Below are 25,035 nucleotides of genomic sequence, written 5' to 3' on the forward strand. Positions count from 1 at the left end.
TTGAGGTTTCTGTACCGACACCGGTACGCGACGAGACGAGCAGTTTCAGGAGCAACCCATGACGCAGACGGACCAGAGCGGCGGCCAGAACACCATCTGGCTGACCCAGGACGCCTACGACAAGCTGAAGGCCGAGCTGGAGCACCTCCAGGGGCCCCGGCGCGCCGAGATCGTGGCCGAGATCAGTGCCGCGCGTGACGAGGGCGACCTGAAGGAGAACGGCGGCTACCACGCCGCGCGCGAGGAGCAGGGCAAGAACGAGGCCCGCATCATCCAGCTCAAGGACATGCTGCGCCGCGCAGAGGTCGGCGAGACGCCCCCCGACGACGGTGTCGTCGAGCCGGGCATGGTCGTCACCTACAAGTTCGAGGGCGATGACGACGACGAGGCGGAGTCGTTCCTCCTCGGCGCGCGCGAGATCGACCCCGAGGGACTGACCGTCTACTCGCCGCAGTCGCCGCTCGGCCAGGCCATCAACGGCCGGAGCAAGGGCGAGACCGTGACCTACGAGGTCAACGGCAAGCAGCAGACCGTGATCATCCTGGACGCCAAGCCCTACGTGGCCTGAGCCTCCACCTCCGAGCCGCCGGTCTCCCCCGTGGGGGCCGGCGGCTCGGACATTTCGGCCAGGTGCAGGACGACGGCGTTGGCGGCCGCGGCCAGCGGTACGGCGACGAGCGCGCCCGCGACGCCGGCCACCAGCACGCCGCAGGCGATCGCGAAGATCACGCCGAGCGGGTGCAGCGAGACCCAGCGGCCGAGGAGGAACGGCTGGAGCACGTGGCCCTCGAGCTGCTGCACGCCGATCACGACCGCGAGCATGAGCAGTGCCGTCACCGGCCCCTGGTCGACCAGCGCGACCAGGATGGCGACGCTGCCCGCGACGGTCGCACCGATCATCGGCACGAACGCGCCCAGGAACACCAGCACGCCGATCGCCAGCACGAACGGCACGTTGAGGATGGCCGCACCCACGGCGATGCCGATGGCGTCGACCAGGGCCACGAGGACCGTGGCCCGGACGAACTGCACGAGCGAGATCCAGGCGACCCGGCCCGAGCTGTCGACCCGCTGGCGCGCCGCGCGGGGCGCGATCCGGACCACCCAGGACCAGATCCGCTCGCCGTCGGCGAGGAAGAAGTACGTCGAGAAGACCGCGATGAAGAAGCCGGCCAGGACGTGGCCCAGCGCGGTGCCCACCTCGGAGACCTGGGTGATCACCTCGCCGTCCTGGGAGCGCTTGCGGATCATCTCCTGGACGCTGGAGATGTAGTCGTTGATCTGCGAGTCGCTGGCGTGCAGCGGCCCGTCGCGCAGCCAGTTGCGGATCTCCTGCAGGCCCTGCACCGTCGAGTCCGCGAGGTCGGTCGCGCCGGCCGCGACCTGCTGGCCGGCGAAGGTGAGCAGCGCGCCCACGACCGCGAAGCCGGTGATCACGACGAGCAGCGCCGAGAGCCCCCGCGGTACGCCGATCCGGGTCACCGCCTGCACGAACGGCGCCGCCAGCGCGCTGATGAGCAGCGCCACCGCGACCGGGATGGTGACGACCGCGAAGTAGCCGATCAGCCAGACGAGCAGGTAGCCCGCGCCGGCGATGAGCAGCAGCCGCCAGGCCCACCCGGCCGCCAGGTCGAGGCCGAACGGCACCTCGGCGCGACGCAGGTTGGACGGTCCGGTCGCGAAGCCGGGCGGCTCGCTGCGCCGGCCCTCGCGCTCCTCGCGGGCCAGCGCCCACTGGTGCGCGAAGCGCCGGAAGAGCCGCTCGTCGCGCTCGTCGGGGCTGGGGCCGAGCGGCGCCTCGTCGGCGTCCTCGACCATCTGCTCGGCGGTCTCGTCCGGCGTCGGCCGCTCGGCGTCAGGCTCGGCGTCGGGCTCGGTGCCGTCCTTCGTGTCGTGCTCGGGCTCGGTCGGTCCGTCGCTGGTCACCAGGTCAGGCTAGACGGTCGCGGCGAGGGCCCGGTCGAGGTCGGCGAGCTGGTCCTCGGAGGTCTCGATGCCGACGCTGAGCCGGATCAGGTCGGCCGGCACCTCCAGGTCGGTCCCCGCGACGCTGGCGTGGGTCATCCGGCCCGGGTGCTCGATCAGCGACTCGACGCCGCCGAGGGACTCGCCCAGCGTGAAGACCTCGGTGGCCGCGCAGATCGCGAGCGCCTGCTCCTCGCCCCCGGTGACCCGGAAGGAGACCATGCCGCCGTACCTCTTCATCTGGCGCGAGGCCACGGCGTGGCCCGGGTGGTCGGCCAGGCCCGGGTAGATGACCTGGCTCACCGACGGGTGCGTGCCGAGGAACTCGGCGACCTTCTCGGCGTTGTCGCTGTGACGCTCCATGCGCAGCGCGAGCGTCTTGAGGCCGCGCAGCACCAGCCAGGAGTCGAACGGGCCGGCCACGCCGCCGATCGAGTTCTGGTGGAAGGCGATCGTCTCGGCGAGCTCGGCGTCGTCCACGACGAGGGCGCCGCCGACGACGTCGGAGTGACCGCCGGCGTACTTGGTCGTCGAGTGGACGATGATGTCCGCGCCGAGCGCCAGCGGCTGCTGGAGGTACGACGAGGCGAACGTGTTGTCGACGACCAGCCGGGCCCCGGCGTCGTGGGCGACCGCGGCCAGCGCCTCGATGTCGCCGATCGAGAGCAGCGGGTTGGTCGGCGTCTCGAGCCAGACGAGCTTGGTCCGGCCGGGCTGGATGGCCGCGCGCACCGCGTCGACGTCGGTCACCGGCGCCGGGCTGTGCTCGACGCCCCAGTTGGTCGCGACCTTGTCGAAGAGGCGGAACGTGCCGCCGTAGGCGTCGTTCGGCAGCACCACGTGGTCGCCCGGGCGGCACAGCGCCCGGATCAGGGTGTCCTCGGCGGCCAGGCCCGACGCGAACGCGAAGCCGTGGGCGCCGCCCTCGAGCGCGGCCAGCGTCGACTCGAGCGCGGTCCGGGTGGGATTGGCCGAGCGGCTGTACTCGTAGCCGTTGCGCAGCCCGCCCACGCCGTCCTGGGCGTAGGTGGAGGTCGCGTAGATCGGCGGGATCACCGCACCGGTGGTCGGGTCGGGTGAGTAGCCGGCGTGGATGGCCCGGGTCTCGAAGCCCGCGTCGCTGAGGTTGCTGAGGTGACTGTGGTCGCTCACCGTTCGAGCCTACTCAGCCTCGGGCGTCCCGTGACAAAGCGAGCAGACGCTCGTTTCTCGGGGTGTGACGCCCCTCACCCGCGTGCTCGCGCTCCTGCTCGCCCCGCTCCTGACCCTGGGTCTGACCCTCGGCCCGGCGCTCTCCCCCGCGGCCGCCGCGCCGGCCCCCGCACCCACGCCCCAGCCGGACCCCCTGGGCCGGCTCCTGCTGGGCCCGCTCGACGCGCTGGTCGGCCTCTTGGCGCCGCTGCCGATCCCGGCGACGCCGTACACGGGGGACGTGTGCGCCAGCGGCGCCGACGCCTGCATCGACGACGTCGTCGCGCGGATGCAGACCCGGCTCGACCGGGTGGCCGGCGACTGCGCGCACAGCTCGATCTTCTCCCTCGCCTACCTGCGGGTGACCGAGAACGTCCGGGACGCCGTCCGCTCCGGCTACTTCGCCGACCGGGCCTGGCTCAACCGGGTCGACGCGGTGTTCGCCGAGCTCTACTTCGACACCACCACCCGCTGGGAAGCCGGCGACCGGACCGGCATCCCCGCCGCCTGGCGGATCGCGCTCCAGGCCGAGGACGACCGCGCGATGAGCGGCCTGGGCAACTTCCTGCTCGCCATGAACGCCCACATCAACCGCGACTTCCCGCACGTCCTGGCCACCGTCGGCCTGACCGGCCCCGACGGCAGCCACAAGGCCGACCACAACCGCTACAACAACCGCCTCGACAGCCTCTACGCCCCCGTCTTCGCCGAGGAGGCCGCCCGCTTCGACCCGACCTTCGACGACATCGACGCCGGCACTGCCGACGAGACCGTCGCGGGCGTGATCATGCGCGGCTGGCGCGAGCTGGTCTGGCGGCACGCCGAGGCCCTCGTCCTGGCCAGGACACCGGCCGCCCGCCGCCTGGTCGAGCAGCAGATCGAACAGTACGCCGCCCTCCAGGCCCGCCTGATCCGCGCCGCCTTCGTCGCCCAGCCCGCCGCGCGCGACGCCTGGTGCGCGACCCACGGCTGATCCCACGGCCCACCCGCGGCTGAGGCTTGCCTGCGCGGAGACAATGGAGCCATGTTCTCCCGCCGCAAGTCCGAGATGGTCGACCCCGCCGAGGCGCTGCCCGGCCGCACCACCCCCTCGTTCGCGCTGCCCGCCCAGCACGAGGTCCTGCACACCCCCCTCGTCACCGACGAGGTCCCCGACGGCCTCGAGGTCGCGGTCTTCGGCCTCGGCTGCTTCTGGGGCGCCGAGGAGATCTACTGGCAGGTCCCTGGCGTCTGGTCGACGTCCGTCGGCTACGCCGGCGGCACCAGCCCGAACCCGACGTACGAGGAGGTCTGCAGCGGCCGCACCGGCCACACCGAGGCCGTCCGCATCGTCTTCGACCCCGACCAGGTCTCCTACGCCGACCTGGTCAAGCAGTTCTTCGTGGTCCACGACCCGACCCAGGGCATGCGCCAGGGCAATGACGTCGGCACGCAGTACCGCTCCGCGATCTACTTCACCACGCCCGAGCAGGAGCAGACCGCGCGCGAGCTGACCGCGGTCTACGGCGCCGAGATCGCCCGCCGCGGCTACGGCGAGATCACCACCGAGATCGAGCCCGCCGGCCCCTACTACTACGCCGAGCCGCACCACCAGCAGTACCTCCACAAGGTGCCCCACGGCTACCGCTGCCACGCCAACACCGGCATCCCCTTCCCCGAGACCGCCTGACCGCGAGACCGCCCTGCCGCTCGGTGCGTCCGGACGGCCGTTTAAGACCCTCGGGCCCTGGCTGGCCCTGGCCCTGGGCGCGGCAACCGTCCGCGCCGCGCCACGCGCGAGGACGTCACCGGCCACCGCCTCCCCGACCAGTACTGCCCCGATGTCTCGCCCGCGGGCTTCGTCCGGCACGGCATGGGGTGAGAGGACCCCGTCGACCTCGGCGAGGGCGGGTGGTCCTGCGGCATGCCCAGGCCCAGGCACTACCGGACGGGCCCGCCCGAACGGACTATGGCACTCCACGCGCCCGCGGTGCCATCGTCGCGAGATGGCCGACGACCCCGTGGCGAGCAACCCACGGCACTACCAGGTGGTCTTCGAGAACGAGCGCGTGCGCGTGCTGGAGTACCGCGACATCCCGGGCGACCGGACGACACCGCACGCCCACCCCGACAGCGTGATGTACACGCTGTCCTCCTTCCGCCGCCGGCTCCTCGCCGGTGACGGCGAGGAGCGGGAGGTCGCGATGCAGATCGGCACCGTCGCCTGGCTGCCCGCGCAGGAGCACCACGGCGAGAACATCGGTACGACGCCCACGCACGTGCTGTTCGTCGAGCTCAAGGAGGGCGCCGGCGAGAGCGCACCGGGCGGGCCCATCGGCCCGACGTACTAGCCGCGGGCGCGCCCGAGCGGGGCGTCCCCCCGAATCCAGTTGCCCCCATCCCCGACAATGGAGCCATGGCTGACCTCCCGCGGAAGGCTGCGGCGCGCACCGCGCGGCTCGCTGCCCTCCCCCTCGGCTACGCGGGCCGTACCGCCCTCGGCCTCGGCAAGCGGCTCGGAGGCGCGCCCGCCGAGGCGGTGATGTCGGAGATCCAGCAGCGCACGGCGGAGCAGCTGTTCCGCACGCTCGGCGAGCTCAAGGGCGGGGCGATGAAGTTCGGCCAGGCGCTGAGCGTGCTCGAGTCGGCGCTGCCCGAGGAGATGGCGGCGCCCTACCGCGAGCAGCTGACGCGCCTGCAGGACTCGGCGCCGCCGATGCCGACCCAGACCGTGCGCGAGCTGCTCGCCGAGGACCTCGGCGCGGACTGGAAGGACCGGCTGGTCTGGCTCGACGGGGCGCCGACGGCGGCGGCCAGCATCGGGCAGGTCCACGAGGGCCGCTGGTACGACGGCCGCCGGGTCGCCGTCAAGGTCCAGTACCCCAACGCGGGCGAGGCGCTCATGTCCGACCTGCGCACGCTGGCCCGGGCCGCGCGGGCGATCGGCCCGCTCATCCCCGGCGTCGACATGAAGCCGCTCGTCGAGGAGGTCCAGGCGCGCGCCCGCGAGGAGCTCGACTACGACCTGGAGGCCGAGGCGCAGCGCGAGTTCGCCCAGTCGTTCCGCGACGATCCCGACATCGTGGTGCCCGATGTCGTCGCGGTGGGCCCGCGGGTGCTGGTCACCGAGTGGCTCGACTCGGCCGGCTCGCTGGCGTCGATCATCGCGGGCGGCACGCCCGAGGAGCGCGACCACTACGGGCAGATCTTCACCCGCTTCCTGTTTTCCGGACCGGCGCGCACCGGGCTGCTCCACGCCGACCCGCACCCGGGCAACTTCCGGGTGATCCCCCACGAGGACGGCTCGCCGGGGCGGATGGGCGTGCTCGACTACGGCGCGGTCGCCCGGCTCCCCCAGCGCGGGCTGCCCGAGCCGATGGGCCGGCTGATCACGCTGTGCGCGGCCGGCGACGGCGACGCGCTCATCGCGGGGCTGCGCGAGGAGGGCTTCCTCAAGGACCGCATCCAGATCGACCCGCAGCTGCTCATGGACTACCTCTCGCCGTTCGTCGACCCGACGCTCGTCGAGCGGTTCCGGTTCAGCCGGGAGTGGATGCGCGAGCAGTTCCAGCGGATCAACAACCCGAAGGACCCCGCCTACACGGTGAGCATCAAGCTCAACCTGCCGCCGTCGTACGTGCTGATCCACCGGACCTGGCTCGGCGGCGTCGGCGTGCTGAGCCAGCTCGAGGCCGAGGCGCCGTTCCGCGCGATCATGCAGGAGTTCCTGCCGGGGTTCACGGCGCAGGACTGAGCTCGAGGGTCGCCCGGCCGCCTCCGCCCGGGCCGTTGGCCAGGACCAGGCGGGCGCCCATCGCGGCGGCTTGACGGTCGCAGATGGTCAGGCCGAGGCCGCTGCCGGGCTGCTTCGACTCGCGGTGGAAGCGCCGCGGGCCGTGCGCCAGCAGGTCCGCGGAGAAGCCCGGGCCGTCGTCCTCCACGGTGACGCTCGTCCCGGACAGGACGACGCGCGGCTCGGTGCCCGCGTGCTTGCGGGCGTTGTCGACGAGGTTGGCCACGATCCGCTCGACCCGACGCGGGTCGGCGAGGACGAGGGCGGTGGAGCCGCCGTCGCCCTCGGGCACCAGCTCGTCGATCCGGTACGGCGCCAGGTCGGTCGGGTCCTGCCCCGACTCCAGCCGGGAGATCTCCAGCAGGTCGTCGACCAGCCGGCGCAACCGGGCCACCTGGTTGCCGACGAGCCGGGAGGCCTCGTCGTCGGGCGGCAGCAGCTCGGCGGCGCTGACCAGTGCGGTCATCGGGGTGCGCAGCTCGTGGGCCACGTCGGCCGAGAACGCCGCCTCCGCCGCGACCCGCGCGGTGAGGCTGTCGGCCATGGTGTCGAGCGCCCGGGACAGGGCGGCGACCTCGTCGCGGCCCCGGTCGTCGCGGATCCGGTCGGTACCGCCGTCGGCGATCCGGGTGGCGGTCGCCGCCGCCCGGCGCAGCCGCCGCGAGAGCGACTGGCCTGCGGCGGCGGCCAGGGCCGCGGTGAGGCCGAGCGCGACCAGGCCGGCCAGCAGGAAGGCCGAGCGCAGCGAGCGGCGCTGCCGGTCGATCGGCTCGCCGGGGACCGCGAGGGTGAGCGTCGGCCCGTCCCCCGCGACCCGGTGGGCGACCCACATGGTCCGCCCGTCGTAGTACGACGTCATCTCGGTCAGGTCCGCCTCGCGCAGTGGATCGGGCCCGAGATCCGGATCCACCGACGCGCCGAGGCGGACCTTGCCGGTGGCCTCGTAGATGGTGACGGCTGCCGCCAGGTCGGCGATCGCGCTCCGGCGCAGCTGCTCGCGCGCGTCCTCCGCGACCCTCCGGTCGATGACCAAGAAGGCGGAGGCCATGGTCACTGCCGAGACGAGGGCGGTGAGCAGCGCGATCCGGAGCCGGATCGAGTGCCAGCGGTAGCCGGTGCTCATCAGCCCTCGGAGCCCTCGGAGCCCTCGAGCGCCGGGTCCGCCATCGGCGGGGCCTTCTCGACGCTGTTGAGCGTGAACTCCTCGGTCGCCGGGTAGCCCTGGCGGTCGCCGCCGGTCGCGGTGACGGTGAGCTTGCTGTAGGTCTGGGTCGCCTCACCCTGGACGATGTCGCTGACGACGACCTTGACCGGGTACTTCACGACCTGGCCCTCGCCGGTCTCGGTGCGCGAGTCGGCGACGAGCGTGCCGGTGGCGGTCGCCTCGGCCGAGCCCCAGCCGCTCCAGACCAGACCCTCGAGCGAGCGCACGAAGTCGCTGTTGTCGACCAGGAACGAGCCCGGCTCCTGGACCGGGTCGTCGGTGACGGTCAGCAGGTAGGTGTAGTCGGCGGCCGCGTCGCCGCCGCCGTCCTGCTGCTGGCTGGCCGGGACCGGCTTCGCGTCGGCCACGCCGCAGGCGCTGAACGCGCCGAGGCCGAGCACGGCGGTGGCGAGGGCGGCGGCGGTGGTCTTGGTGATCTTCAGCATTGGAGACATCCTCTCAAGTTGGTCGGTTGCTGATGACCTGAACCATGCCGAGCCGAGATCTCAGGGTGACGGGCCGCGCATCACAGGACCATCACAACCGCGCCGGCCCCCGACCCCGTGCCCCGGCAGGGGCTCCGCGCACTCCCCCGGCTGGCACAGTGGAGCCATGCCGAACCGCCCCCGCGTGCTGCTCGTCGAGGACGACGCCGACCTCCAGGTCACCACCCGGCTCGTGCTCGAGCGGCACGGCTTCGACGTCCAGGTCGTCGGCGACGGGCTCGAGGCGCTCGACATCATCCGCACCGCCGAGCTCGACCTCGCGCTGGTCGACATCATGCTGCCCGGGATCGACGGCATCCGCCTCACCCGGCGGGCCCGCGAGCTGCGCGACCTGCCCATCGTCATGCTCACCGCCCGCGACCTCCCCCACGACCAGGTGCACGGCCTGGAGGCGGGCGCCGACGACTACGTCGTCAAGCCGTTCGACGGCGAGGTCCTCGTAGCCCGGCTGCGCGCGGTGCTGCGCCGCAGCCAGGCCGCCGCCACGACCACCGCGGACCCCGACGTCCTGGTGCGCGGTGACCTGCGGATCGACGTACCGGGGATGACGGTGACGCGCGCCGGTGAGCCGGTCCCGCTCTCGGCCACCGAGTTCCGGCTGCTCCACGCCTTCGCGAGCCACCCCGGTGTGGTGCTCAGCCGGTACCAGCTGCTCGACCTGGTCTGGGGCGACACCGAGTGGACCGAGGAGCGGGTCGTCGACGTGACCCTCCAGCGGCTGCGCACCAAGGTCGGCGCGGAGCGGATCGAGACCGTGCGCGGCGCCGGCTACAAGATGCCCCGCGACGCCTAGGGCCACGCCCTAGAGCCCGGTCGTCCCGTCGATCGCCTCGCGCAGCAGGTCGGCATGGCCGCAGTGGCGCGCGTACTCCTCGATCATGTGGATCAGGATCCAGCGCACGCTGATCCCCTCGCCACCGCGCCGGTGCCGGCGGGCCGCGAACGCGTCGAGGTCCGTGACGCCGTCGAGGATGGCGTCGGAACGGTCGATCGCCTCGCGGAGCAGCCGGCGCAGCGCCGCCGGGTCGTCGTCGGCGGCGCTGGTCCAGTCCCAGTCGCGGTTGCGGCGCCAGTCGACCTGCTCGAACGGCGGGTGCGGCGGCGCCCCGGCCAGGGTGACGCCGAACCACCAGTCCTCGACGTAGGCGAGGTGCTTGAGCATCCCGCCCAGCGTCATCGTGGTCGGCGGCACCCGGCGGCCGAGCTGCTCGGCGTCGAGCCCGTCGGTCTGCCGGACCAGCGTGGCGCGCTGGTCGTCGAGAAAGGCGCGCAGCATCGTCGCCTCGTCAGCGGCGAGGGGCGGTTCGCTCACGTGGGATCTCCGTCCGTCAGGCAGTAGACGCGCCCCACCGGGTCGCGCAGCACGGTCCAGTGGGGGTGCACGGCGAGCACGTGGGCGCCCAGCCCGAGGTGCCGCTCGGTCTCGGCCGCGCGGTCGGTGGTTCCCCAGTCGAGGTGGGCCCGCACCGCTCCGGAGGCGTCGGCTTCGCCGAGTCGCTGGAGCAGCAGGCGCAGCGGCTGGTCCCGGTTCTGGTCGTGGTCGGCCGGCGGCACCAGGAACCGGAAGTCGTCGCTGACCGACGAGGCCCGCTGCGCCCACCCGGTCAGGGCCGTCCAGAACCCCAGCTCGGTCCGGTACGCCGCCGGCGGCACGTCGAGCGCCACCTGGCGCACCCGCGAGGCCGAACCGCGTCCGTGCTCGGTCGCGCGCGGCCGCACGGACGCCGGGGACGGCACGAAGCAGAACACGAAGCCGCCCGGCGAGGCCATCACGACGTACCCGCGGTCGACGACGAGCGTCGCCCCCGCGGCCACCGCGGACCGGGCCGCGGCCTGCGGGTCGGGGACGTGCAGGTCGAGGTGGATCCGGTCCCCGCCCTGGTGTCGGCGCTGCACCCGCAGGTAGGCGTCGCCGTTGGGCGGCAGCAGCGTGGCGAACTCGCCGTCGTCACCGCGGGGCGCCGAGATGGCGTAGCCGGTGACGTCCTGCCAGAAGCCGACGCTCTCGTGGTGGTGGGCCGCCGCGTTGTCGAGGAACGCGGTCACCCAGAACGGGCTCATCCCGAGACGGGGGCGCAGTCGTGTCCGCAGCCGTCGGGCGGGAGCGGTCCGTCGGCGTGGGCCGCCGGCCGGTGCAGCACCGCGGCGGTCGCGGTGACCACCACGTCGTCCGTGCCGTCGTCCGTGCCGGCGAGCGCGGCCGTGCCGTCGACGAGCAGCGTGTAGCCGTGCCGCTCCCGGGGCGGGAACACGAGCGTCACGACCGCGTTGTCGGCCAGGTTGCGCAGCGTGCCGCGGCCCGGTCCCGCGATCCGGAGCGTGCCGTCGTCGCCCGCGACCGGGTCGACGGTGACGACCTTGACCTGGGGCGACGACGTGGACAGCAGGTAGCCGCTGTCGAAGTCGCTCAGCGCCTGACGCAGGTCCGCAGGGTCCACCGGGATGCTCATGGGACGAGGGTACGACTCACCACAGACCGAGCACATCGCCGCCGATCCGGACGATGAACGCACTGACGACCACGATGAAGAAGATCCGCACGAACCGGGAGCCGCGGGCCACGGCGGTCCGGGCGCCGGCGTACCCGCCGAGCAGGTTGCACGCGCCCATCACCAGTCCGACGTCCCAGCGCACCGCGCCGGTCGGGATGAACAGCAGCAGCGCGCCGAGGTTGGTCGCGAAGTTGGCGAGCTTGGCCTTGGCCGAGGCCTGGAGGAAGTCGTAGCCGAGCAGCCCGACCAGGGCGAACACGAAGAAGCTGCCCGTGCCGGGTCCGAGGATGCCGTCGTAGAAGCCGATCACGAAGCCCACCCCGGTCGCCGCGGCGGTGTGCCGGTGCCCGCTGAAGCGCAGCGCGGTCTCCTCGCCCAGCCGCGGGCGCAGGACGACATAGCCGCCGACCAGGATCAGGGCCACGAGCACGATCGGCTCGAACGCCTCGCGCGGGATGTGCGAGGCCAGCAGCGCCCCGGAGAAGGCGCCGGCCAGGGCGAGGAGCATGAGCGGGACGAACGTACGGGGGTCCGGGCCGATCCGGCGATAGTAGGTGACCGAGCTGGCCGCCGTACCGCACACGGACGCGATCTTGTTGGTCGCGAGCACCTGGACCGGGCTCGCGCCGGGCAGGCCGATCAGCAGCGCCGGGAGCTGGATCAGGCCGCCCCCGCCGACGACCGCGTCGACGAAGCCCGCGGTGAGCGCCGCGAGGCCGAGGAGGGCGAGGACGGTGAGGCTGAGGTCGGACATCGACCCCGCACTCTACGAGGCCCAGGTGAGGTCGACGGTCGCCCTGTCGGTGTACTCCTCGACGACGTCGTCGGAGGTCTCGATGCAGTCGGAGACGAGGTCGACGACGACCATCGCCGTGGCGATCTCGACGCGCAGCGTGAGCGGCCCCTTGGCCCCGCTGACGAACACCGGGTTGTCGGGCTCGGCCACGGTCCAGCCGTCGTCGCGCAGGAGACGCGCCGTGGTGGCGGTCGCCTGCTCGTGGGTGAGGTCGTTGGTGGCGCGGAAGTTGAGGAAGTTCTGCATCACCACCCCGCGCGGGGCGTAGGACTCACCGCAGCGGGTGAACGAGCGGCTGCCCTTGGCCTGGTCGAGACCGAGCGCCGCGGCGATCCGGTGCAGGACGCCGTCGATGGCGGCATCGGCCTGGAGCTCGGCCTCGTGGGCCGCGGCCCGGCCGGCCTCGTCCTTGTTGCCGCAGCCGGACAGGCCCAGGCTGAGGGCGAGCAGGACGGTGAGGGGCACGATCCCGAGTGTGCGCGTCATGGGAGCAGGATCCCACCCGGCCGGATGTGCTCGAGCAGCCACGCGCCACCCTCGAGGAGGCCGTGCCCCGCGCTCGACGCCGTCGCCGCGGTCAGCAGCTCGGGCAGGGTGAGGTAGTCGCCGCCCTCGTCACCGCGCGCCGGCTGGTAGGTCACCTGGGCGTCGGTGTCGGTGACGATGTGCGCCATGTTGTCGAGCGAGGTGCCGGTGAAGTACGACGAGTGGTTGTCCATGAGCTTCTCGATCCGCAGCGCGCCGTCACCGGTGGCGAACCGCGGCGCGTCGAAGTCGGTGCCGGCCGGATCGACCCCGAGCGCCCCGACGCCGCCGCGCTCGCCGTGGCCCAGCAGCGAGACCGGGTCGTGGTCCATCGCGCCGACCCAGACGTCGGCATCGGTGAGCCCGTCGGCGGTCGCGGCCGGCTGACCGGGGCTGCCGATGATGACCGCGTCGTCGACCGGGGCGCCGTCGGTCAGGGCGTAGCCGAGCGTGGTCGAGCCGTAGCTGTGCCCGATCGCGGTGAGGTGGGCCCGCTCCCCCTGGTCGGAGGCGCGCAGGCCGTCGACGAAGTCGCTGAACCGGGCCCCACCCGCCTCGGCCTTGTGGGTGAACGCGACGCCGTCGAAGTCGACCATGCCGCCCGGATCGAGGATGTTGACCGGGTTGCCGCTCGGCGCGTCGTAGTCGAGCCAGTAGATCGAGGCGACCGTGCCGTTGTTGTCGGCGCGCGCCTGCTGGTGCAGGTCGTAGGTCTTGGCCAGGTTGCCCGAGGTGCTCGACGTCTCGGAGGTCAGACCGGGGATGTTGACCGAGACGTGGTCGGCGGTGTCGGGGTTGCCGAAGCTGATCGCGACGGCTCCGTCACCGGAGTGGATGCCCGGCTTGTAGACGAGCAGGTGGGTCAGCGCCTCGCCGGTCACCGGGTCGAGCCGGTCGGCGTACTCGGCGAGGGCGTCCTTGACGTAGGTCGCGTTCTCGAGGATCCGCCGCTCGGCACCGCTCAGCTGGCCGTCGTCCTCGCGCCGGCCGTAGTAGTCGGCATCGCGCCCCAGCGCGGCCCGGTTGGCCTCGTCGCGATCGGTGACCGGCAGCCCGTCGGCATTGCCGACCAGCTCGGGGTGCTCGGTGGTGAGCGCCTCCTGCTCGGCCCGGCTCAGGCCCTGCCACCACGCGGCGAGCGCGACCGGGTCGTCGAGCCGGCCGCGCAGCTGGGCGGTGAGCGCCGGGAGGTCGGGACGATCGCTCGAAGCGGCCGCCTGGACGCCCTCGGCCACGGTGTCGACCCCGCGCAGCGCCGCGACGAGGTCGGCCTCGGCCGCGTCGAGGTCGCGCACCCAGGCGTCGATCCGGGTCGTCAGTGCGGTGACCTGGGTGGTCAGCCGCTCGGCCCGGCCCTGGAACTCCGGCACCCGGCTCTCGTCGGTCGCCGCGTCGATCTCGGACCGCAGCGTCTCGATCGCGCCGTCGACCGTACGCCGCTCGGTCTCGATCGTCTCGCGCCGGACGGTGAGCCGGGCGATCCGCTCCTCGAAGAGGTCGGCCGCGGTGACCGCCCGGTCGAGCGCCGCCTCGGCCGCGTCGAGCCGGGACGCGAACCGGGTCGCCGCATGACCGTGGGCCTGCGCCGCATCGCCCTCCCAGCCGGGCGCGGCGACCGAGGCCGACCAGCCCTGGACGTTCTTGACCGCCACCGCGACCGCGCGCAGGTCGGTGGCGAGCAGCTGAGCGCCCAGCGGCGTCGAGTCGGTCTCGGGACAAGCCCCGACGTGGGGCGGCAGCGTGATGACGGTCATCGCCGGCTCACCCGCTCACACCGGCGTCGTGCTGGGCCCAGGGCAGCAGCGCCCGGAGCCGCTCGGCCTGCGCCCGGTCGGCGATGATCACCAGCCCCCGGAAGAAGACGAACTCCTCGGCGTACCCCTGTGCCTGACCGGCCGTGACCTTGAGCTCGTCGGCCCACGGCTCGCGGAAGCCCTCGACCGCGCCGCTCACCTCGGCGGACAGGCCGCTCGTCGACGCCTTGGCCAGCCGGCGCCAGGCGCCGTCGAGCTCGTCGCCGGCCGCGTCCCAGGCCGCGCGCGCCGTCTGGAGCACCGTGAACGGGACGTCGAGCTCGGCGCCCATCACGCCTCCCCGGTCGGCGGCGGGTCGGTCTCGGCGGGGCCGGCGGCGCTAGCGGGGTCGGCCGGGTGGGCGGGGCGGCTGAGCCGGTCCAGGAGGGCTGCCCGTACGACCCGGCGGCTCGCGTCGTCGGGCACCTGCAGGGTCGGCGTGGACAGCGCGAGCACGGTGACCACCGCGCCCGCCTCGGCCTCGAGGTGTAGGACGCCGTCGCTCGCCCGCAGTACCGGACGCCCGTCGTTGTCGGTGGTCGCGACCATCCGCCACTCGTGGGCACCGAGCCGCCAGGCGACCCGGCGCAGGAGGTCCGTACCGCCGTCGGGGCCCAGGCCGGTCAGCGACCGCTCCGCCACCAGCGCGACGCCGTCGGGTCGGGTCCGGCTCGCCCAGCGCACGCTCGGTGGGCTCGGTGGGCTTGTGGGGGTGGTGGCCGCCTCGGTCAGCAGCGGCGCGAGCAGCGCCCAGGCAGTACTCAGCCGGGCGAGGTGGTGATCGAGCTCGTCGGGCGGGATGGCGGGCGGTGGTTCACCGGCCCCGGCCCCGGCCTCGGCCTCGGGCAGCAGGACCACGGTGAGATCGGGATGCCGTCGGCGCACGACCGACCAGAACGGGTCGTCGTCGAGAGCCTGGGCGGCAGCCTCGTCGCCGCCGCGGTACGTGTCCATGGAAGACGGCTGCCCGGGGCCGCCGAGGGCGAAACCGCGAGGGTCCGATCTGTGCGGAAAACCGCGATTCCCGTGGGTCGGGTCCCCGTGGTTCGCCTCAGCCCACCCAGAAGCCGCGCGAGCCGAACCAGTCGCCGTAGGTCCCCGGGCCACCCGCACCGCCGCCGGCCGCGCCCCGCCCGCCCCGGCGCGAGCCGAGGTAGGACCCGACCACCGCGGCGCCCAGGTCGTCGGCCTCGGGCGCGATCACCGCGCCGTCGACGCGCCGCGCCATCGACTCGATGAACCGGGCCAGCCCGGGGTCCTCCCCGAGCCGGAAGAACGTCGTCTGGGCGCCAAGCCGGCGTGCGTTGTCGAGCTCGCGTACGGCGAGCGCGATCGTCGTCGGGTGCGGCGGGTAGGAGAAGAACACGTCGCCGCTCGACTCCAGGTGCGAGGTCGGCTCGCCGTCGGTGACGATGAGCAGCACCGGCTGGGCGTTGGGGTGCTTGCGGAAGTGCCGGTTGGCCAGCAGCAGTGCGTGGTGCAGGTTGGTGCCCTTGGCCCAGCGGGCGTCGAGGGCGGTGAGCTCCTCGATCCGCATCGTCTGGGCGTGCCGGCCGAAGCCGACGAGCTCGAGGTCGTCCCCGCGGAAGCGGGTGCCGATCAGGGTGTGCAGCGCGAGCGCGGTCTGCTTCATCGGCACCCAGCGACCGTCCATCGCCATCGAGAAGCTCGTGTCGACGCACAGCGCGACCGCCGCCTGGGTCCGTGCCTCGGTCTCGGCGACCTCGACGTCGTCGATCGCGAGCAGCGGGCCGTCGGGGTCGCCGGCGCGGCGCAGCACGCCGTTGAGCATGGTGCGGGGCAGGTCCCAGGGCTCGGTGTCGCCGAACTCCCAGCCCCGGGTGGCGCCCGAGAGGTCCCCGGCACCGCCGGCCTGGCGCAGGTCGCGCTGGCCCTGGCGCCCGGACATCCGCTGCGCGACGTCGCGCAGGAGCGCCTTGCCGAGCTGGCGCATCGCCTTGGGGGTCAGCCGCAGCTCGCCGTCGTACCCCCGCTCCATGGCGCCGGAACGACGCAGCGCCTGCTCGAGCTCCTGGAGCTTGCGGGCGTCGACGGCGGCCTCGTTGCCGAGCTGGCGGGCGAGCTTGTCGAGGTCGACATCGTCGAGGCGCGCGCCGCCGTAGCTCTGCGCGAGCTGATCGGCGAGCGCGTCGAGGTCGGCGATGTCCTGGAGGACGCCGGTCCCGTCGCCGAGGCCGAGCCCCTGGTCGCCGTTGCCGAACTGCTCGGAGCCGCCCCAGTCCTCGCCGGGGCGCAGCGACATGAGGTTCTGGTCGAGCCGGTCGAGCTGCTGCATTAGGGACGGCGACCCGAACGCCTGTGCGGAGAGCTGCATCAGCTCGGCCCGCTGCTCGGCGCTCATCGAGTTGAGCATCCGCTGCGCGGCCGCCGAGCGCTGGGCGAGCGTGTCGAGCAGCTCGTCGATGTTCTGGGGGTTCTCGGGGAAGTGCCGGCCGTGCTCGGCCATGAAGTCGGCGAAGTCCTCGGGGGTGTCCTCGCCCCGGTGGTGCTTCTCCAGCAGCTCGTTGAGGTCGGAGAGCATCTCGTCGATCGCCTGCCGGTCGGCGTCGGTGGCGTTCTCGAGCGCCTCCTTCATCCCGGCGAAGCGCTGGTCGAGCAGCTCGCGGCCGAGCAGGTCCTTGATCTGCTCGTACGCCGCGCGCGCCTCGCGCGACTGCCAGTCGTAGTCGGAGAGCTCGGTGACCGCCGCGGCCGGCGAGGCCGGCAGGTTCTCCATCCGCATCTCGCGGAAGGCCCGGTCGCCGTCGTCCATCATCGCGTCGCGGGCGAGCTGCTTGCGCTCCTCGAGCACGGCCTGGTCGAGCAGCTGGCGCACCTCGTCGAGGGTGCCGTCGAGGTGGTGCTGCTGGAGCAGCTCGCGGCGTCGTTCGGCGACCCGCCGGGCCAGGTCGTCGAGCCCGGCCTGGTCCTGGCCGCCCCGGCGCAGGAACTCGCGCATCGCGCGCTCCGGGCTGTAGCCGGCCATGACGTCCTCACCGATCGCGTCGAGCGCCTCGGCGAGGTCGACCGGCGGGGCGAGCGGGTCCCCGCCGTCGTAGCGGCGGTAGCGGCTCATGGTGCGCTCCTTCGTACGTCGGCGCCGGCGCGCAGCGCCCGCGGGATCTCGGCGGCCTCGTCGACGACCTCGTGCAGCCGGGCGACCTGGTCCGGGTCGCCGGAGGTGTCGAGCTCGACGCCGTAGTGGATGCCGGTCGAGCGCCACGCGTCGTCGAAGCCGCCGTCGGCGGTGACCGCCACCCCCGCGAGCGGTACGCCGAGCCGCGCCGCCTCGCGATAGGTGTCGTTGAGCACGCAGAGCGCGACCGCCAGGTGCAGGACCTGCCCGCCGTTGGACGCGGGCGCGGCGAGCACTCCCTCGTCGGTCCAGGCGTGCGGCAGCGCGACCCCCTCGCCGGAGCGGAGGGTGCCGGCTCCGGCGCGGACGCCGTACGGGGACGGATCAGCCATAGACGGTCTCGGATCCGTCGGAGTCCTTGCCGATCTTGCGGGCCAGGAAGAGGCCCTCGAGGGCCAGCTCGATCGCGGCCGCCCGCTCGCCGTCGGTGACCCCGCCGCCGGGGCCGTTGACCCGCTCGCAGACGTCGTCGTAGAGGTCGGACTCGCCCAGCACGGGCAGCCCGATGAGCACGTCGCGTGCGGTGACCGCGCCGCCGGTGGTGACGGTGGCGCCGTCCTCGATCGCGCTGACGAGCAGGGCCAGGTCGAGCCCGCGGAAGCGCTCGCGGACGGTCTCGGCGGTCGCCGTGCGGAGCAGGTGGGTGAGGATCTCGGCCTCGCGCCCCTCTTCGCCCGACTCGAACTCGATCTTGCCGCCGAGGACGTCGACCGCGGTCTCCAGGTCGACCACCCGGGCCACGGCGCGGTCCTCGCCCTGGATGGTGGCGCGGCGCAGGGCCGCGGCGGCCACGGTCTCGGCACCGGCGATCGCGAACCGGGCCGAGACGCCGGAGCGCTGGTCCACGGCGCTGGACTCGCGCAGGTTGCGGGTGAACCGGGCGAGGATCTCGACCAGGAAGTCGGGGACGTCGACGTGCTCGGGCAGGAGGTGCGCCTCCTGGCGGATGACGGCGATCTCGGCGGCCAGCGCGTTGGGGTAGTGGGTGCGGATCTCGGCGCCGAAGCGGTCCTTGAGCGGGGTGATGATGCGGCCGCGGTTGGTGTAGTCCTCGGGGTTGGCCGAGGCGACGACGAAGACGTCGAGCGGCAGGCGCAGCACGTAGCCGCGGATCTGGATGTCGCGCTCCTCCATCACGTTGAGCATCGCGACCTGGATCCGCTCGGCGAGGTCGGGCAGCTCGTTGATCGCGACGATCCCCCGGTGGGAGCGCGGGATCAGGCCGAAGTGGATCGTCTCGGGGTCGCCCAGCGAGCGTCCCTCGGCGACCTTCATCGGGTCGACGTCGCCGATCAGGTCGGCGACGCTCGTGTCGGGGGTGGCGAGCTTCTCGGCGTACCGCTCGTCGCGGTGGCGCCAGGCGACCGGCAGGTCGTCGCCGAGCTCGGCCGCGCGGCGCCGCGAGGCGACCGTGATCGGCTCGTAGGGGTGCTCGCCGAGCTCGGCGCCGTCGATGACCGGCGTCCACTCGTCGAGCAGCCCGATCAGGGTGCGCAGGAGCCGGGTCTTGCCCTGGCCGCGTTCGCCCAGCAGGACGACGTCGTGCCCGGCGATGATCGCGCGCTCCAGCTGCGGGATGACGGTGTCCTCGAGCCCGTGCAGGCCGGGCCAGGGGTCCTCGCCGCGCGCGAGGCGGTCGAGGAGGTTGGTACGCAGCTCGGCGCGGAGCGTCTGCTGCTGGTGGCCGGAGGCGCGGAGGGCGCCGAGAGTGGTGATCGCAGGGGCCGAAGTGGTCACCGTCTCACGCTACTGCGGACGCACAACGGCTGTCGCGGCTCTACGCTTCCCCCGTGGTCATCCTCCTCGGAGTGGTGTGCGTGCTCCTGGCCGGCGTCGTGGTGGCGTTCGCGCGCGACCGCGCCCGGCTCCAGCGCCTGCTCGCGGACACCCAGGCCCGGATGACCCAGCTCGAGTCCGACCTGGACGCCGCGCTCCGCCCACCCCCGCCGGCCAGCTCCGCCGAGCGCGCCATGCGCCGGGTGATCCGGACCGCGTCCAAGGTCCGCTCGCACGGCATCACCGGACTGATCCAGAGCACCGTCGAGGACCTGCAGACCTGGGCCAGCGACGACGAGCGCGCCGACATCCTCAACATGGCCGCCTCCGACGGCACGGTCACGCTGTTCTTCTCCGACATCGAGGACTCCACGCCCCTCAACGACCGGCTCGGCGACAGCACCTGGGTCAAGGTGCTCGCCGCCCACGACCGGGTCCTGCGCACCCGCATCGAGCAGTACCGCGGCCAGGTGGTCAAGACCGCCGGCGACGGCTTCATGGTCGCCTTCCGCGACGCCGAGGCCGCCTGCCGCGCCGCCCTCGGCATCCAGCGCGACCTCCCCCGCGACCTGACCCTGCGCCGCTACGGCCCGATCCAGGTCCGGATCGGCATCCACACCGGCCAGGTGGTCGCCCGCGACGGCGACTACTTCGGCCGCAACGTCGCCATGGCCGCCCGGGTCGCCAACCTCGCGCTGGGCGGCGAGATCCTCGCCAGCGATGCCGTCCGCGAGGCCCTGGACGACGACGCGGCCCTCGCGCTGGTCGAGCGCGAGTCGGTCGAGCTCAAGGGGCTCGCCGGCGAGCACGTGGTGTGGGAGATCCGGCCGCCGGTCAGCGGTTGAGCCGCAGCGTCGCCCGCGCGATGCCCGGCGAGCCGAGGTAGACGACCCGGACCCGGTGCTTTCCTGGGGCGAGCCGGACCCGGAGCACGGCCCGGCCGTCCTCGAGACGGACGCCGCCCAGCAGCCGGCGGCCGTCGAGCACCCGGACCCGGCCGGTGACCGGGACGGGCGCCGTGACCCGGACCCGGACGACGGCGGTGGCCCCGCGCCGCACGATCCGGCCGGTCAGCCGGGCTGCGGCCCGCGCGACGGGAGCGGTCGGTGCGGAGTCGGCGGTTCCGTCGGCGTACCCGCTGCGCCGGGCGGTCACCCGGACGATGAGTCGCGTGCCGCGATCCCCCACCCGCACGACGTACGACGCACCGGTGGCCCCGGCGATCGGCCGCCCGTCCGCGAACCACTGGTGGCGAAGGGCCGCGGGCCGAGGCGCCCAGGTCCCGCCGGTCGCCGTCAGCCGGCCTCCGACCCGCACCTGTCCGGTGACCACCGGCCGGGTGACCCGAACGAGCACCGCCGCGCCGGGTTCGCCCAGGGCGCCGTCGATGCCGCTGACCGCGCCCCCGTCGGCGACGGCGATCTCGCGGGCCTGCGCGAGCCGGTAGCGGGCATCGGAGAACTGCCGTCGCTCGCAGCCGCACGCCTCGTCCTCCACGGCGAACCGCACGCGGTAGGTCCCCGCGGGGACCCGCAGCCGCCACCGGCCGTCCGGGCCCGCCACGGTCCTCGCGGCGGAGCTCCAGCGCTCCCGGTCGGCGTCGTAGGCGTACACGTCCACCGCGGCGCCGGCGTACGGCGTGCCGTCGACGCGGTGGACCGTGCCCGCCAGCACCCCGGTGCCGGCGGTGGGCCGCAGGGTGGCCTCGAGGTCGCGGGTGCTGCCCGGCGGCAGGGTCAGCGGACCGCCCGGGTGGACCGCACCGTCGTACCCGATGGCGCTGTAGCGCACCCACAACGGACCGGACGGCACCCGCGCGCGCCAGTGCCCGGTCGCATCGGTAACCACCCGCCACCGGCCGTAGCCGTCGGGCAGCTCCTCGTCGGCCAGCCAGACGGACGCGCCGACCAGCGGGGCTCCGTCAGCTCCACGCAGCGTCCCGGTCACCACGACGCTCGACGGGTCCGGCGTGAGCTCGATGTCGAGGCCCGGGCGCGGTGTCGTCGCGTCCGCGGTGACCGGTGTGGCGTCCGCGATCCGGTGACCCCCCAGGAACTGGCGGGTGTCGTCGCGGTCGTCGGTGACCAGGACGCGGTAGGTGCCGACCGGCGGCCGCAGCCGCCAGCGGCCGTCGTCGCCGGTCAGCGTGTGCTGGACGCTCTCCCAGCTCCCGTGGTCCTCGACGACGAGGCTGACCACGGCACCGACGACCGCCGCACCGCCGGGTCGGCCGACCCTTCCCGACAGCGGCGCCGCGACCGGGCCCGTGGAGGTGTCGAGGTCGAGGCGCGCCTCGTCGGCGCCGACGGTCGCCGACGCCACCGCCCGGGGCAGCTCCGTCGACGTCACCATGACCCGGTAGGAGCCGGGCTCGACGGCGAACGCCCAGGCCCCGTCGGCACCGGTCACGGTGGTCCGGGAGCCCTCCACCCAGGAACCGGTCGACAGGTCGGGACGGACCTCGACCTCAGCTCCGGCGACCGGGCCGTCCGGTCCCGTCGCCGTGCCGCCGAGGGTGGCGCGTCCCGCGTCGGCGGCGAGGTGGACGTCGCCGACCTGCGCGGCCACGCCGGCCCGCACGGTGGCCGTGGCGTCCGTGGTGGCCCAGGCGTCGTCGGCGTCGCGAGAGTGGGTGAAGGTGTAGGCACCCGGGGGCAGCCGGACGGACCACCGGCCGTCGGCACCCGCCGTCGTCTCCGCGAGCACCTTGCCCGCCACCGTGACCACGACGGGGACGTACGGGACCGAGCTGCCGCGCGAGCTCACCGCGCGCCCCGACACCGAGCCGTACCCGGGCTCGCGGGTCAACCGGGCGTCCAGACCGTCGAGCACGTCACCGGGACCGGCGCTCAGGGTCTGCCCGAGCGCCAGGCTCCAGGCCCCGGGGTGGAACTGCGGATCCGTACCGGGCACGCGGAAGCCGACCCGGTAGCGCCCGGCAGGGACCCGGACCCGCCACCGGCCGTCGTCATCGGCGCTGTCCCTCGCGATCGGCGCGACCGTCACGTCCCAGTCACCCTGGGAGGGCTCGGCCCACACCTCGACGATGGCCTGCACCGGCTCGCCGTCCGGTCCCAGCGTGCTTCCGGACAGCACCGCGCCCCCGGTCGCGCTGTCGGCGACCGCGGGCACCGCCGGGCTCAGGACCGCGAGCACGCTCGCGAGCAACGTCGTGAGCGCCGCCATGAGCACCACGCGAGCCGTCCGGCTCGTCCCTGCCATCGCTCGCCCTCCACGGCTCCCCGCCCTCCGGACGAGGGCCGGTCGCGAGGCTAGCGACGGCGCGGGCCGGGCGCGACGTGCTTCGCCGGGCGTTCACCCGGCGCTCCGCGGACGTTCAGCCTCAGACCGAGAGCAGCACCGACGAGCCGTGCCCGAACAGCCCCTGGTTGGCGGTGATGCCGACCTTGGCGCCCTCGACCTGACGACCGGTCGCCTGGCCGCGCAGCTGCCAGGTGAGCTCGCAGACCTGGGCGATCGCCTGGGCCGGGACCGCCTCGCCGAAGCAGGCCAGGCCACCCGACGGGTTGACCGGGATCCGGCCGCCGATCGTGGTGTCGCCGGCGCGCAGCAGGGCCTCGGCCTCGCCGCGCTTGCACAGCTGGAGGTCCTCGATCCAGTCGAGCTCGAGGGCGGTGGAGAGGTCGTAGACCTCGGCCACGTCGACGTCCTCGGGACCGATCCCGGCCTCCTCGTACGCCGCGCGGCCGATCGACTCCTTGAACGTGTGGTCCGGCACGCCGGTCACCGCCGAGGAGTCCGTGGCGAGCAGGGGCATGTCGATGACGGTGTTGGGGAAGGTCGGCGTGACCGTCGAGACGGCGGCGACCCGCACAGGCTGGGCGATGCCGTGCTTCTTGGCGTACTCGGCGCTGGTCAGCACGACCGCGGCGGCACCGTCGGAGGTGGCGCAGATGTCGAGCAGGTGCAGCGGGTCGGAGACGACCGGCGAGGCGAGCACGTCGGCGACGCTCGACTCCTTGCGGAAGCGGGCGTAGGGGTTCTCGAGACCGTGCTTGGCGTTCTTGACCTTGACCTGGGCGAAGTCCTCCGACGTGGCGCCGTAGAGGTCCATCCGGCGGCGCGCGTAGAGCGCGAAGTAGGCCGGGTTGGTCATGCCGAGCAGGCGGAAGCGCAGCCAGTCGGGGTCGTTCCAGCGCTCGCCCGCGTTGGGGGCGAGGAAGCCCTTGGGCGTGGTGTCCGCGCCGACGACGAGGGCGACCTCGCTGAGCCCGGCCATGATCCGGGCGCGGGCGGTGTCGATCGCCTGGGCGCCGGTCGCACAGGCGGCGTACGACGTCGCGATCCGCGCGCCGTTCCAGCCGAGGGCCTGGGCGAACGTGGAGCCCGCGACGTAGCCGGCGTACCCGTTGCGGACGGTCTCGCCGCCGACGACGAGGTCGACATCGCTCCAGGCGATGCCGGCGTCCTTGAGGGCCTCGCGGGCCGCGTGGACGCCGTACTCGGTGAAGTTGCGGCCCCACTTGCCCCAGGGGTGCATGCCCGCACCCGCGATCACGATGCTCATGCGCGCTCCCCCGTCGGCTTCCAGCGGTAGATGGTGCGCTCGCCCGTCTCGTCGACGTTGAGCGTCTCGACGACGACCTCGACCTCGTCGCCGACCTTGAGGTCGGCGACGCCGTAGCCCGCGGCCACCTGACCGAGCACGACGATGCCCTCGGCGAGCTCGACCGCGGCCAGCGCGAATGGCTCGAAGGGGTCGGTCGGCGGGAGGTACGGCGCCGGCGGCTGGTACTGCGCGTCCGTGTAGGACCACACCCGGCCGGTCCGCGAGAGCTCGACGGCGTCGTACTCCTGGCCGTCGCAGGCGGGGTTGCGGCAGAAGAAGGCGGCAGCGCCGGCGTCCGAGGAGACCGGCGGGAACACGACATTGCTGCACGTGGTGCAGCGCGACGCGAGCAGCCGCGGCTCGGCGCCGGTCGTGAACCAGCCTTCGATCACGGGAGTCATGGCTCGCACCCTACCAAGCAAGTGCTTGGTGCGCGAGGAGATCGGGATCAGCAGCGCGGCTGGTACGCCGGGTCCGCGGGCCCGGCGTGGGCGAGCGCGTCGAGGGTGAGCCCGATGGTGGCGTTGTCCATCGGGATGAGGACGTGCTCGGAGATCGAGCGGCGGCACTTGTCCTGGATGGTGACGTTGGTGGTCCGCGGCCCCGCGGCGAGGTAGCCGGACGTGTGCGGGACGACCACCTCGTCGTACCGGGAGGTGATCTGGGTGTAGCTGACGTCGCCCGGCGTCTCGTCGCCGGCGTTGAGCTCGCGCAGGAACGCCGAGCCCCACGCCTGCTGGTTGCACGAGGCGCAGACCAGGCCCGGCAGCAGCGCGGCGATCGGGTTGGCGGCCGGGATCAGCCGGGTGCCGTGGTTGGACGGCGCGATGCCGACGAGGTCGTCGACGTAGGCCGCTCCCCCGAGGTTCTTGATGTAGTAGCGCGGCAGCATCCCGCCCTGGGAGTGCCCCACGAGCGAGACCTTCGCCGCGCCCGTCGCCGCCCGCACCTTGTCGACGAACACCTTGAGCTGACCGGCCGAGCGCACCATGTCGTCGGTCGCCCGGTTGCCGTAGTCGAGCGAGAAGACGCACGAGCCGGCCGCCATGATCGCCTTGGACAGCTTCTCCAGCAGGTGCCGCCGGTCGCCGAACGTGCCGTGCACCAGCACCACGGGCACCGGCCGGGCCGCCGTCGGCCGGCACGCCCAGTCGTTGACGCCGGGGACGTCGCCCTCGGGGGCGGTCGGCAGGGGCGGCAGGATCGTGTCCGCCTGGGCGGCGGGGATCGCGCCGGCGGCGAGCAGCAGCGGGGCGAGCAGGGCGACGAGGAAGGTGCGCACGCCCGGCTCAACGGGTGGTCGTGGCGG

26 protein-coding genes are annotated in these 25,035 nt (G+C 73.7%); 7 read left to right on the forward strand and 19 right to left on the reverse strand.

The window, feature by feature from the left end; all coding sequences use genetic code 11:
• The first annotated feature begins 58 nt into the window (after window positions 1-58).
• Window positions 59-568, forward strand: a complete 510-nt coding sequence (gene greA, locus M0M48_RS17590) for a transcription elongation factor GreA (protein WP_215814657.1) — start codon at window positions 59-61, stop codon at window positions 566-568.
• Here the strand turns inward: greA and M0M48_RS17595 are convergent.
• Together M0M48_RS17595 and M0M48_RS17600 are read right to left on the reverse strand one after the other, a co-directional pair.
• Complete coding sequence (locus M0M48_RS17595; protein ID WP_257752124.1) at window positions 556-1,926, reverse strand: AI-2E family transporter; 1,371 nt, start codon at window positions 1,924-1,926, stop codon at window positions 556-558. The genes greA and M0M48_RS17595 overlap by 13 nt on opposite strands.
• 9 nt (window positions 1,927-1,935) lie before the next feature.
• Window positions 1,936-3,117, reverse strand: a complete 1,182-nt coding sequence (locus M0M48_RS17600; protein WP_257752125.1) for a cystathionine gamma-synthase — start codon at window positions 3,115-3,117, stop codon at window positions 1,936-1,938.
• 64 nt (window positions 3,118-3,181) lie between these two features.
• Between M0M48_RS17600 and M0M48_RS17605 the strand changes: the two genes are divergently transcribed.
• The 4 genes from M0M48_RS17605 to M0M48_RS17620 all read left to right on the forward strand — a co-directional run bounded on the left by M0M48_RS17605 (window position 3,182) and on the right by M0M48_RS17620 (window position 6,889).
• Entirely contained in the window at window positions 3,182-4,129 is a 948-nt protein-coding gene (locus M0M48_RS17605) for a DUF5995 family protein (protein WP_257752126.1), read from the forward strand.
• 51 nt (window positions 4,130-4,180) lie between these two features.
• The gene (gene msrA / locus M0M48_RS17610; protein ID WP_215814654.1) at window positions 4,181-4,825 is read left to right on the forward strand and encodes a peptide-methionine (S)-S-oxide reductase MsrA; all 645 of its coding nucleotides are present in this window, start codon (window positions 4,181-4,183) and stop codon (window positions 4,823-4,825) included.
• Window positions 4,826-5,141: 316 nt separating this feature from the next.
• On the forward strand, window positions 5,142-5,486 hold the full coding sequence (locus M0M48_RS17615; protein ID WP_215814652.1) for a hypothetical protein: 345 nt from the start codon (window positions 5,142-5,144) through the stop codon (window positions 5,484-5,486).
• 65 nt (window positions 5,487-5,551) lie between these two features.
• The gene (locus M0M48_RS17620) at window positions 5,552-6,889 is read left to right on the forward strand and encodes an ABC1 kinase family protein (protein ID WP_257752127.1); all 1,338 of its coding nucleotides are present in this window, start codon (window positions 5,552-5,554) and stop codon (window positions 6,887-6,889) included.
• Here the strand turns inward: M0M48_RS17620 and M0M48_RS17625 are convergent.
• Together M0M48_RS17625 and M0M48_RS17630 are read right to left on the reverse strand one after the other, a co-directional pair.
• On the reverse strand, window positions 6,873-8,051 hold the full coding sequence (locus M0M48_RS17625; protein WP_257752128.1) for a sensor histidine kinase: 1,179 nt from the start codon (window positions 8,049-8,051) through the stop codon (window positions 6,873-6,875). The genes M0M48_RS17620 and M0M48_RS17625 overlap by 17 nt on opposite strands.
• The gene (locus M0M48_RS17630; RefSeq protein WP_215814649.1) at window positions 8,051-8,578 is read right to left on the reverse strand and encodes a hypothetical protein; all 528 of its coding nucleotides are present in this window, start codon (window positions 8,576-8,578) and stop codon (window positions 8,051-8,053) included. Before M0M48_RS17630 ends, M0M48_RS17625 begins: the two co-directional genes overlap by 1 nt.
• Before the next feature lie 166 nt (window positions 8,579-8,744).
• Here M0M48_RS17630 and M0M48_RS17635 point away from each other — a divergent pair, with 166 nt between their 5' ends.
• Window positions 8,745-9,431 carry a response regulator transcription factor gene (locus M0M48_RS17635; RefSeq protein WP_257752129.1) on the forward strand — a complete coding sequence of 229 codons (687 nt, stop codon included), beginning with the start codon at window positions 8,745-8,747 and terminating at the stop codon, window positions 9,429-9,431.
• A gap of 9 nt (window positions 9,432-9,440) precedes the next feature.
• On the opposite strand, the gene M0M48_RS17640 is transcribed toward M0M48_RS17635, so the two are convergent.
• The 11 genes from M0M48_RS17640 to M0M48_RS17695 all read right to left on the reverse strand — a co-directional run bounded on the left by M0M48_RS17640 (window position 9,441) and on the right by M0M48_RS17695 (window position 19,117).
• Window positions 9,441-9,950, reverse strand: a complete 510-nt coding sequence (locus M0M48_RS17640; protein WP_257752130.1) for a DinB family protein — start codon at window positions 9,948-9,950, stop codon at window positions 9,441-9,443.
• Entirely contained in the window at window positions 9,947-10,699 is a 753-nt protein-coding gene (locus M0M48_RS30885; protein WP_308220324.1) for a VOC family protein, read from the reverse strand. Before M0M48_RS30885 ends, M0M48_RS17640 begins: the two co-directional genes overlap by 4 nt.
• The gene (locus tag M0M48_RS17655) at window positions 10,696-11,088 is read right to left on the reverse strand and encodes a pyridoxamine 5'-phosphate oxidase (protein ID WP_257752131.1); all 393 of its coding nucleotides are present in this window, start codon (window positions 11,086-11,088) and stop codon (window positions 10,696-10,698) included. Before M0M48_RS17655 ends, M0M48_RS30885 begins: the two co-directional genes overlap by 4 nt.
• A 16-nt stretch (window positions 11,089-11,104) precedes the next feature.
• Window positions 11,105-11,884, reverse strand: a complete 780-nt coding sequence (locus tag M0M48_RS17660) for a TSUP family transporter (protein ID WP_257752132.1) — start codon at window positions 11,882-11,884, stop codon at window positions 11,105-11,107.
• 12 nt (window positions 11,885-11,896) lie between these two features.
• Window positions 11,897-12,412 (reverse strand): hypothetical protein, encoded by a 516-nt coding sequence (locus M0M48_RS17665; RefSeq protein ID WP_215814644.1) that lies wholly within the window; start codon window positions 12,410-12,412, stop codon window positions 11,897-11,899.
• A complete protein-coding gene (locus M0M48_RS17670) occupies window positions 12,409-14,205 on the reverse strand; it encodes an alpha/beta hydrolase (protein WP_257752133.1) in 1,797 nt (598 codons plus the stop codon). Before M0M48_RS17670 ends, M0M48_RS17665 begins: the two co-directional genes overlap by 4 nt.
• Before the next feature lie 7 nt (window positions 14,206-14,212).
• Window positions 14,213-14,536, reverse strand: a complete 324-nt coding sequence (locus M0M48_RS17675) for a hypothetical protein (RefSeq protein ID WP_257752134.1) — start codon at window positions 14,534-14,536, stop codon at window positions 14,213-14,215.
• Window positions 14,536-15,198, reverse strand: a complete 663-nt coding sequence (locus M0M48_RS17680; RefSeq protein ID WP_257752135.1) for a hypothetical protein — start codon at window positions 15,196-15,198, stop codon at window positions 14,536-14,538. The genes M0M48_RS17675 and M0M48_RS17680 overlap by 1 nt, the downstream gene beginning before the upstream one ends.
• A 97-nt stretch (window positions 15,199-15,295) precedes the next feature.
• The gene (locus M0M48_RS17685; protein ID WP_257752136.1) at window positions 15,296-17,320 is read right to left on the reverse strand and encodes a vWA domain-containing protein; all 2,025 of its coding nucleotides are present in this window, start codon (window positions 17,318-17,320) and stop codon (window positions 15,296-15,298) included.
• Window positions 17,317-17,712: an OsmC family protein gene (locus M0M48_RS17690; protein ID WP_257752137.1), complete on the reverse strand. Its 396-nt coding sequence runs from the start codon at window positions 17,710-17,712 to the stop codon at window positions 17,317-17,319. The genes M0M48_RS17685 and M0M48_RS17690 overlap by 4 nt, the downstream gene beginning before the upstream one ends.
• Window positions 17,705-19,117 carry an AAA family ATPase gene (locus M0M48_RS17695; RefSeq protein ID WP_257752138.1) on the reverse strand — a complete coding sequence of 471 codons (1,413 nt, stop codon included), beginning with the start codon at window positions 19,115-19,117 and terminating at the stop codon, window positions 17,705-17,707. Before M0M48_RS17695 ends, M0M48_RS17690 begins: the two co-directional genes overlap by 8 nt.
• 53 nt (window positions 19,118-19,170) lie before the next feature.
• On the opposite strand from M0M48_RS17695, the gene M0M48_RS17700 reads away from it, so the two are divergent.
• Entirely contained in the window at window positions 19,171-20,001 is an 831-nt protein-coding gene (locus M0M48_RS17700) for an adenylate/guanylate cyclase domain-containing protein (RefSeq protein ID WP_257752139.1), read from the forward strand.
• On the opposite strand, the gene M0M48_RS17705 is transcribed toward M0M48_RS17700, so the two are convergent.
• The 4 genes from M0M48_RS17705 to M0M48_RS17720 all read right to left on the reverse strand — a co-directional run bounded on the left by M0M48_RS17705 (window position 19,991) and on the right by M0M48_RS17720 (window position 25,008).
• Entirely contained in the window at window positions 19,991-22,378 is a 2,388-nt protein-coding gene (locus M0M48_RS17705) for a carboxypeptidase regulatory-like domain-containing protein (RefSeq protein WP_257752140.1), read from the reverse strand. The two genes, M0M48_RS17700 and M0M48_RS17705, sit on opposite strands and share 11 nt — an antisense overlap.
• 121 nt (window positions 22,379-22,499) lie before the next feature.
• Window positions 22,500-23,684, reverse strand: a complete 1,185-nt coding sequence (locus M0M48_RS17710) for a lipid-transfer protein (RefSeq protein ID WP_257752141.1) — start codon at window positions 23,682-23,684, stop codon at window positions 22,500-22,502.
• Window positions 23,681-24,127 carry a Zn-ribbon domain-containing OB-fold protein gene (locus M0M48_RS17715; RefSeq protein WP_257752142.1) on the reverse strand — a complete coding sequence of 149 codons (447 nt, stop codon included), beginning with the start codon at window positions 24,125-24,127 and terminating at the stop codon, window positions 23,681-23,683. Before M0M48_RS17715 ends, M0M48_RS17710 begins: the two co-directional genes overlap by 4 nt.
• A gap of 47 nt (window positions 24,128-24,174) precedes the next feature.
• Window positions 24,175-25,008: an esterase/lipase family protein gene (locus M0M48_RS17720; RefSeq protein WP_257752143.1), complete on the reverse strand. Its 834-nt coding sequence runs from the start codon at window positions 25,006-25,008 to the stop codon at window positions 24,175-24,177.
• Between the last annotated feature and the right edge of the window lie 27 nt (window positions 25,009-25,035).

The organism is Pimelobacter simplex, from assembly GCF_024662235.1.
In the GTDB taxonomy this organism is placed as follows: domain Bacteria; phylum Actinomycetota; class Actinomycetes; order Propionibacteriales; family Nocardioidaceae; genus Nocardioides.

Excerpts from the sequence above, each read along its gene's own strand:
- M0M48_RS17635 (WP_257752129.1), top strand. The coding sequence starts at position 8,745 with ATGCCGAACCGCCCCCGCGTGCTGCTCGTCGAGGACGACGCCGACCTC.
- M0M48_RS17665 (WP_215814644.1), bottom strand. The coding sequence starts at position 12,412 with ATGACGCGCACACTCGGGATCGTGCCCCTCACCGTCCTGCTCGCCCTC.
- M0M48_RS17705 (WP_257752140.1), bottom strand. The coding sequence starts at position 22,378 with ATGGCAGGGACGAGCCGGACGGCTCGCGTGGTGCTCATGGCGGCGCTC.
- M0M48_RS17680 (WP_257752135.1), bottom strand. The coding sequence starts at position 15,198 with ATGGACACGTACCGCGGCGGCGACGAGGCTGCCGCCCAGGCTCTCGAC.
- M0M48_RS17710 (WP_257752141.1), bottom strand. The coding sequence starts at position 23,684 with ATGAGCATCGTGATCGCGGGTGCGGGCATGCACCCCTGGGGCAAGTGG.
- M0M48_RS17660 (WP_257752132.1), bottom strand. The coding sequence starts at position 11,884 with ATGTCCGACCTCAGCCTCACCGTCCTCGCCCTCCTCGGCCTCGCGGCG.
- M0M48_RS17630 (WP_215814649.1), bottom strand. The coding sequence starts at position 8,578 with ATGCTGAAGATCACCAAGACCACCGCCGCCGCCCTCGCCACCGCCGTG.
- msrA (WP_215814654.1), top strand. The coding sequence starts at position 4,181 with ATGTTCTCCCGCCGCAAGTCCGAGATGGTCGACCCCGCCGAGGCGCTG.
- M0M48_RS17625 (WP_257752128.1), bottom strand. The coding sequence starts at position 8,051 with ATGAGCACCGGCTACCGCTGGCACTCGATCCGGCTCCGGATCGCGCTG.
- M0M48_RS17715 (WP_257752142.1), bottom strand. The coding sequence starts at position 24,127 with ATGACTCCCGTGATCGAAGGCTGGTTCACGACCGGCGCCGAGCCGCGG.
- M0M48_RS30885 (WP_308220324.1), bottom strand. The coding sequence starts at position 10,699 with ATGAGCCCGTTCTGGGTGACCGCGTTCCTCGACAACGCGGCGGCCCAC.
- M0M48_RS17690 (WP_257752137.1), bottom strand. The coding sequence starts at position 17,712 with ATGGCTGATCCGTCCCCGTACGGCGTCCGCGCCGGAGCCGGCACCCTC.
- M0M48_RS17615 (WP_215814652.1), top strand. The coding sequence starts at position 5,142 with ATGGCCGACGACCCCGTGGCGAGCAACCCACGGCACTACCAGGTGGTC.
- M0M48_RS17655 (WP_257752131.1), bottom strand. The coding sequence starts at position 11,088 with ATGAGCATCCCGGTGGACCCTGCGGACCTGCGTCAGGCGCTGAGCGAC.
- M0M48_RS17685 (WP_257752136.1), bottom strand. The coding sequence starts at position 17,320 with ATGAGCCGCTACCGCCGCTACGACGGCGGGGACCCGCTCGCCCCGCCG.
- M0M48_RS17670 (WP_257752133.1), bottom strand. The coding sequence starts at position 14,205 with ATGACCGTCATCACGCTGCCGCCCCACGTCGGGGCTTGTCCCGAGACC.
- greA (WP_215814657.1), top strand. The coding sequence starts at position 59 with ATGACGCAGACGGACCAGAGCGGCGGCCAGAACACCATCTGGCTGACC.
- M0M48_RS17675 (WP_257752134.1), bottom strand. The coding sequence starts at position 14,536 with ATGGGCGCCGAGCTCGACGTCCCGTTCACGGTGCTCCAGACGGCGCGC.
- M0M48_RS17620 (WP_257752127.1), top strand. The coding sequence starts at position 5,552 with ATGGCTGACCTCCCGCGGAAGGCTGCGGCGCGCACCGCGCGGCTCGCT.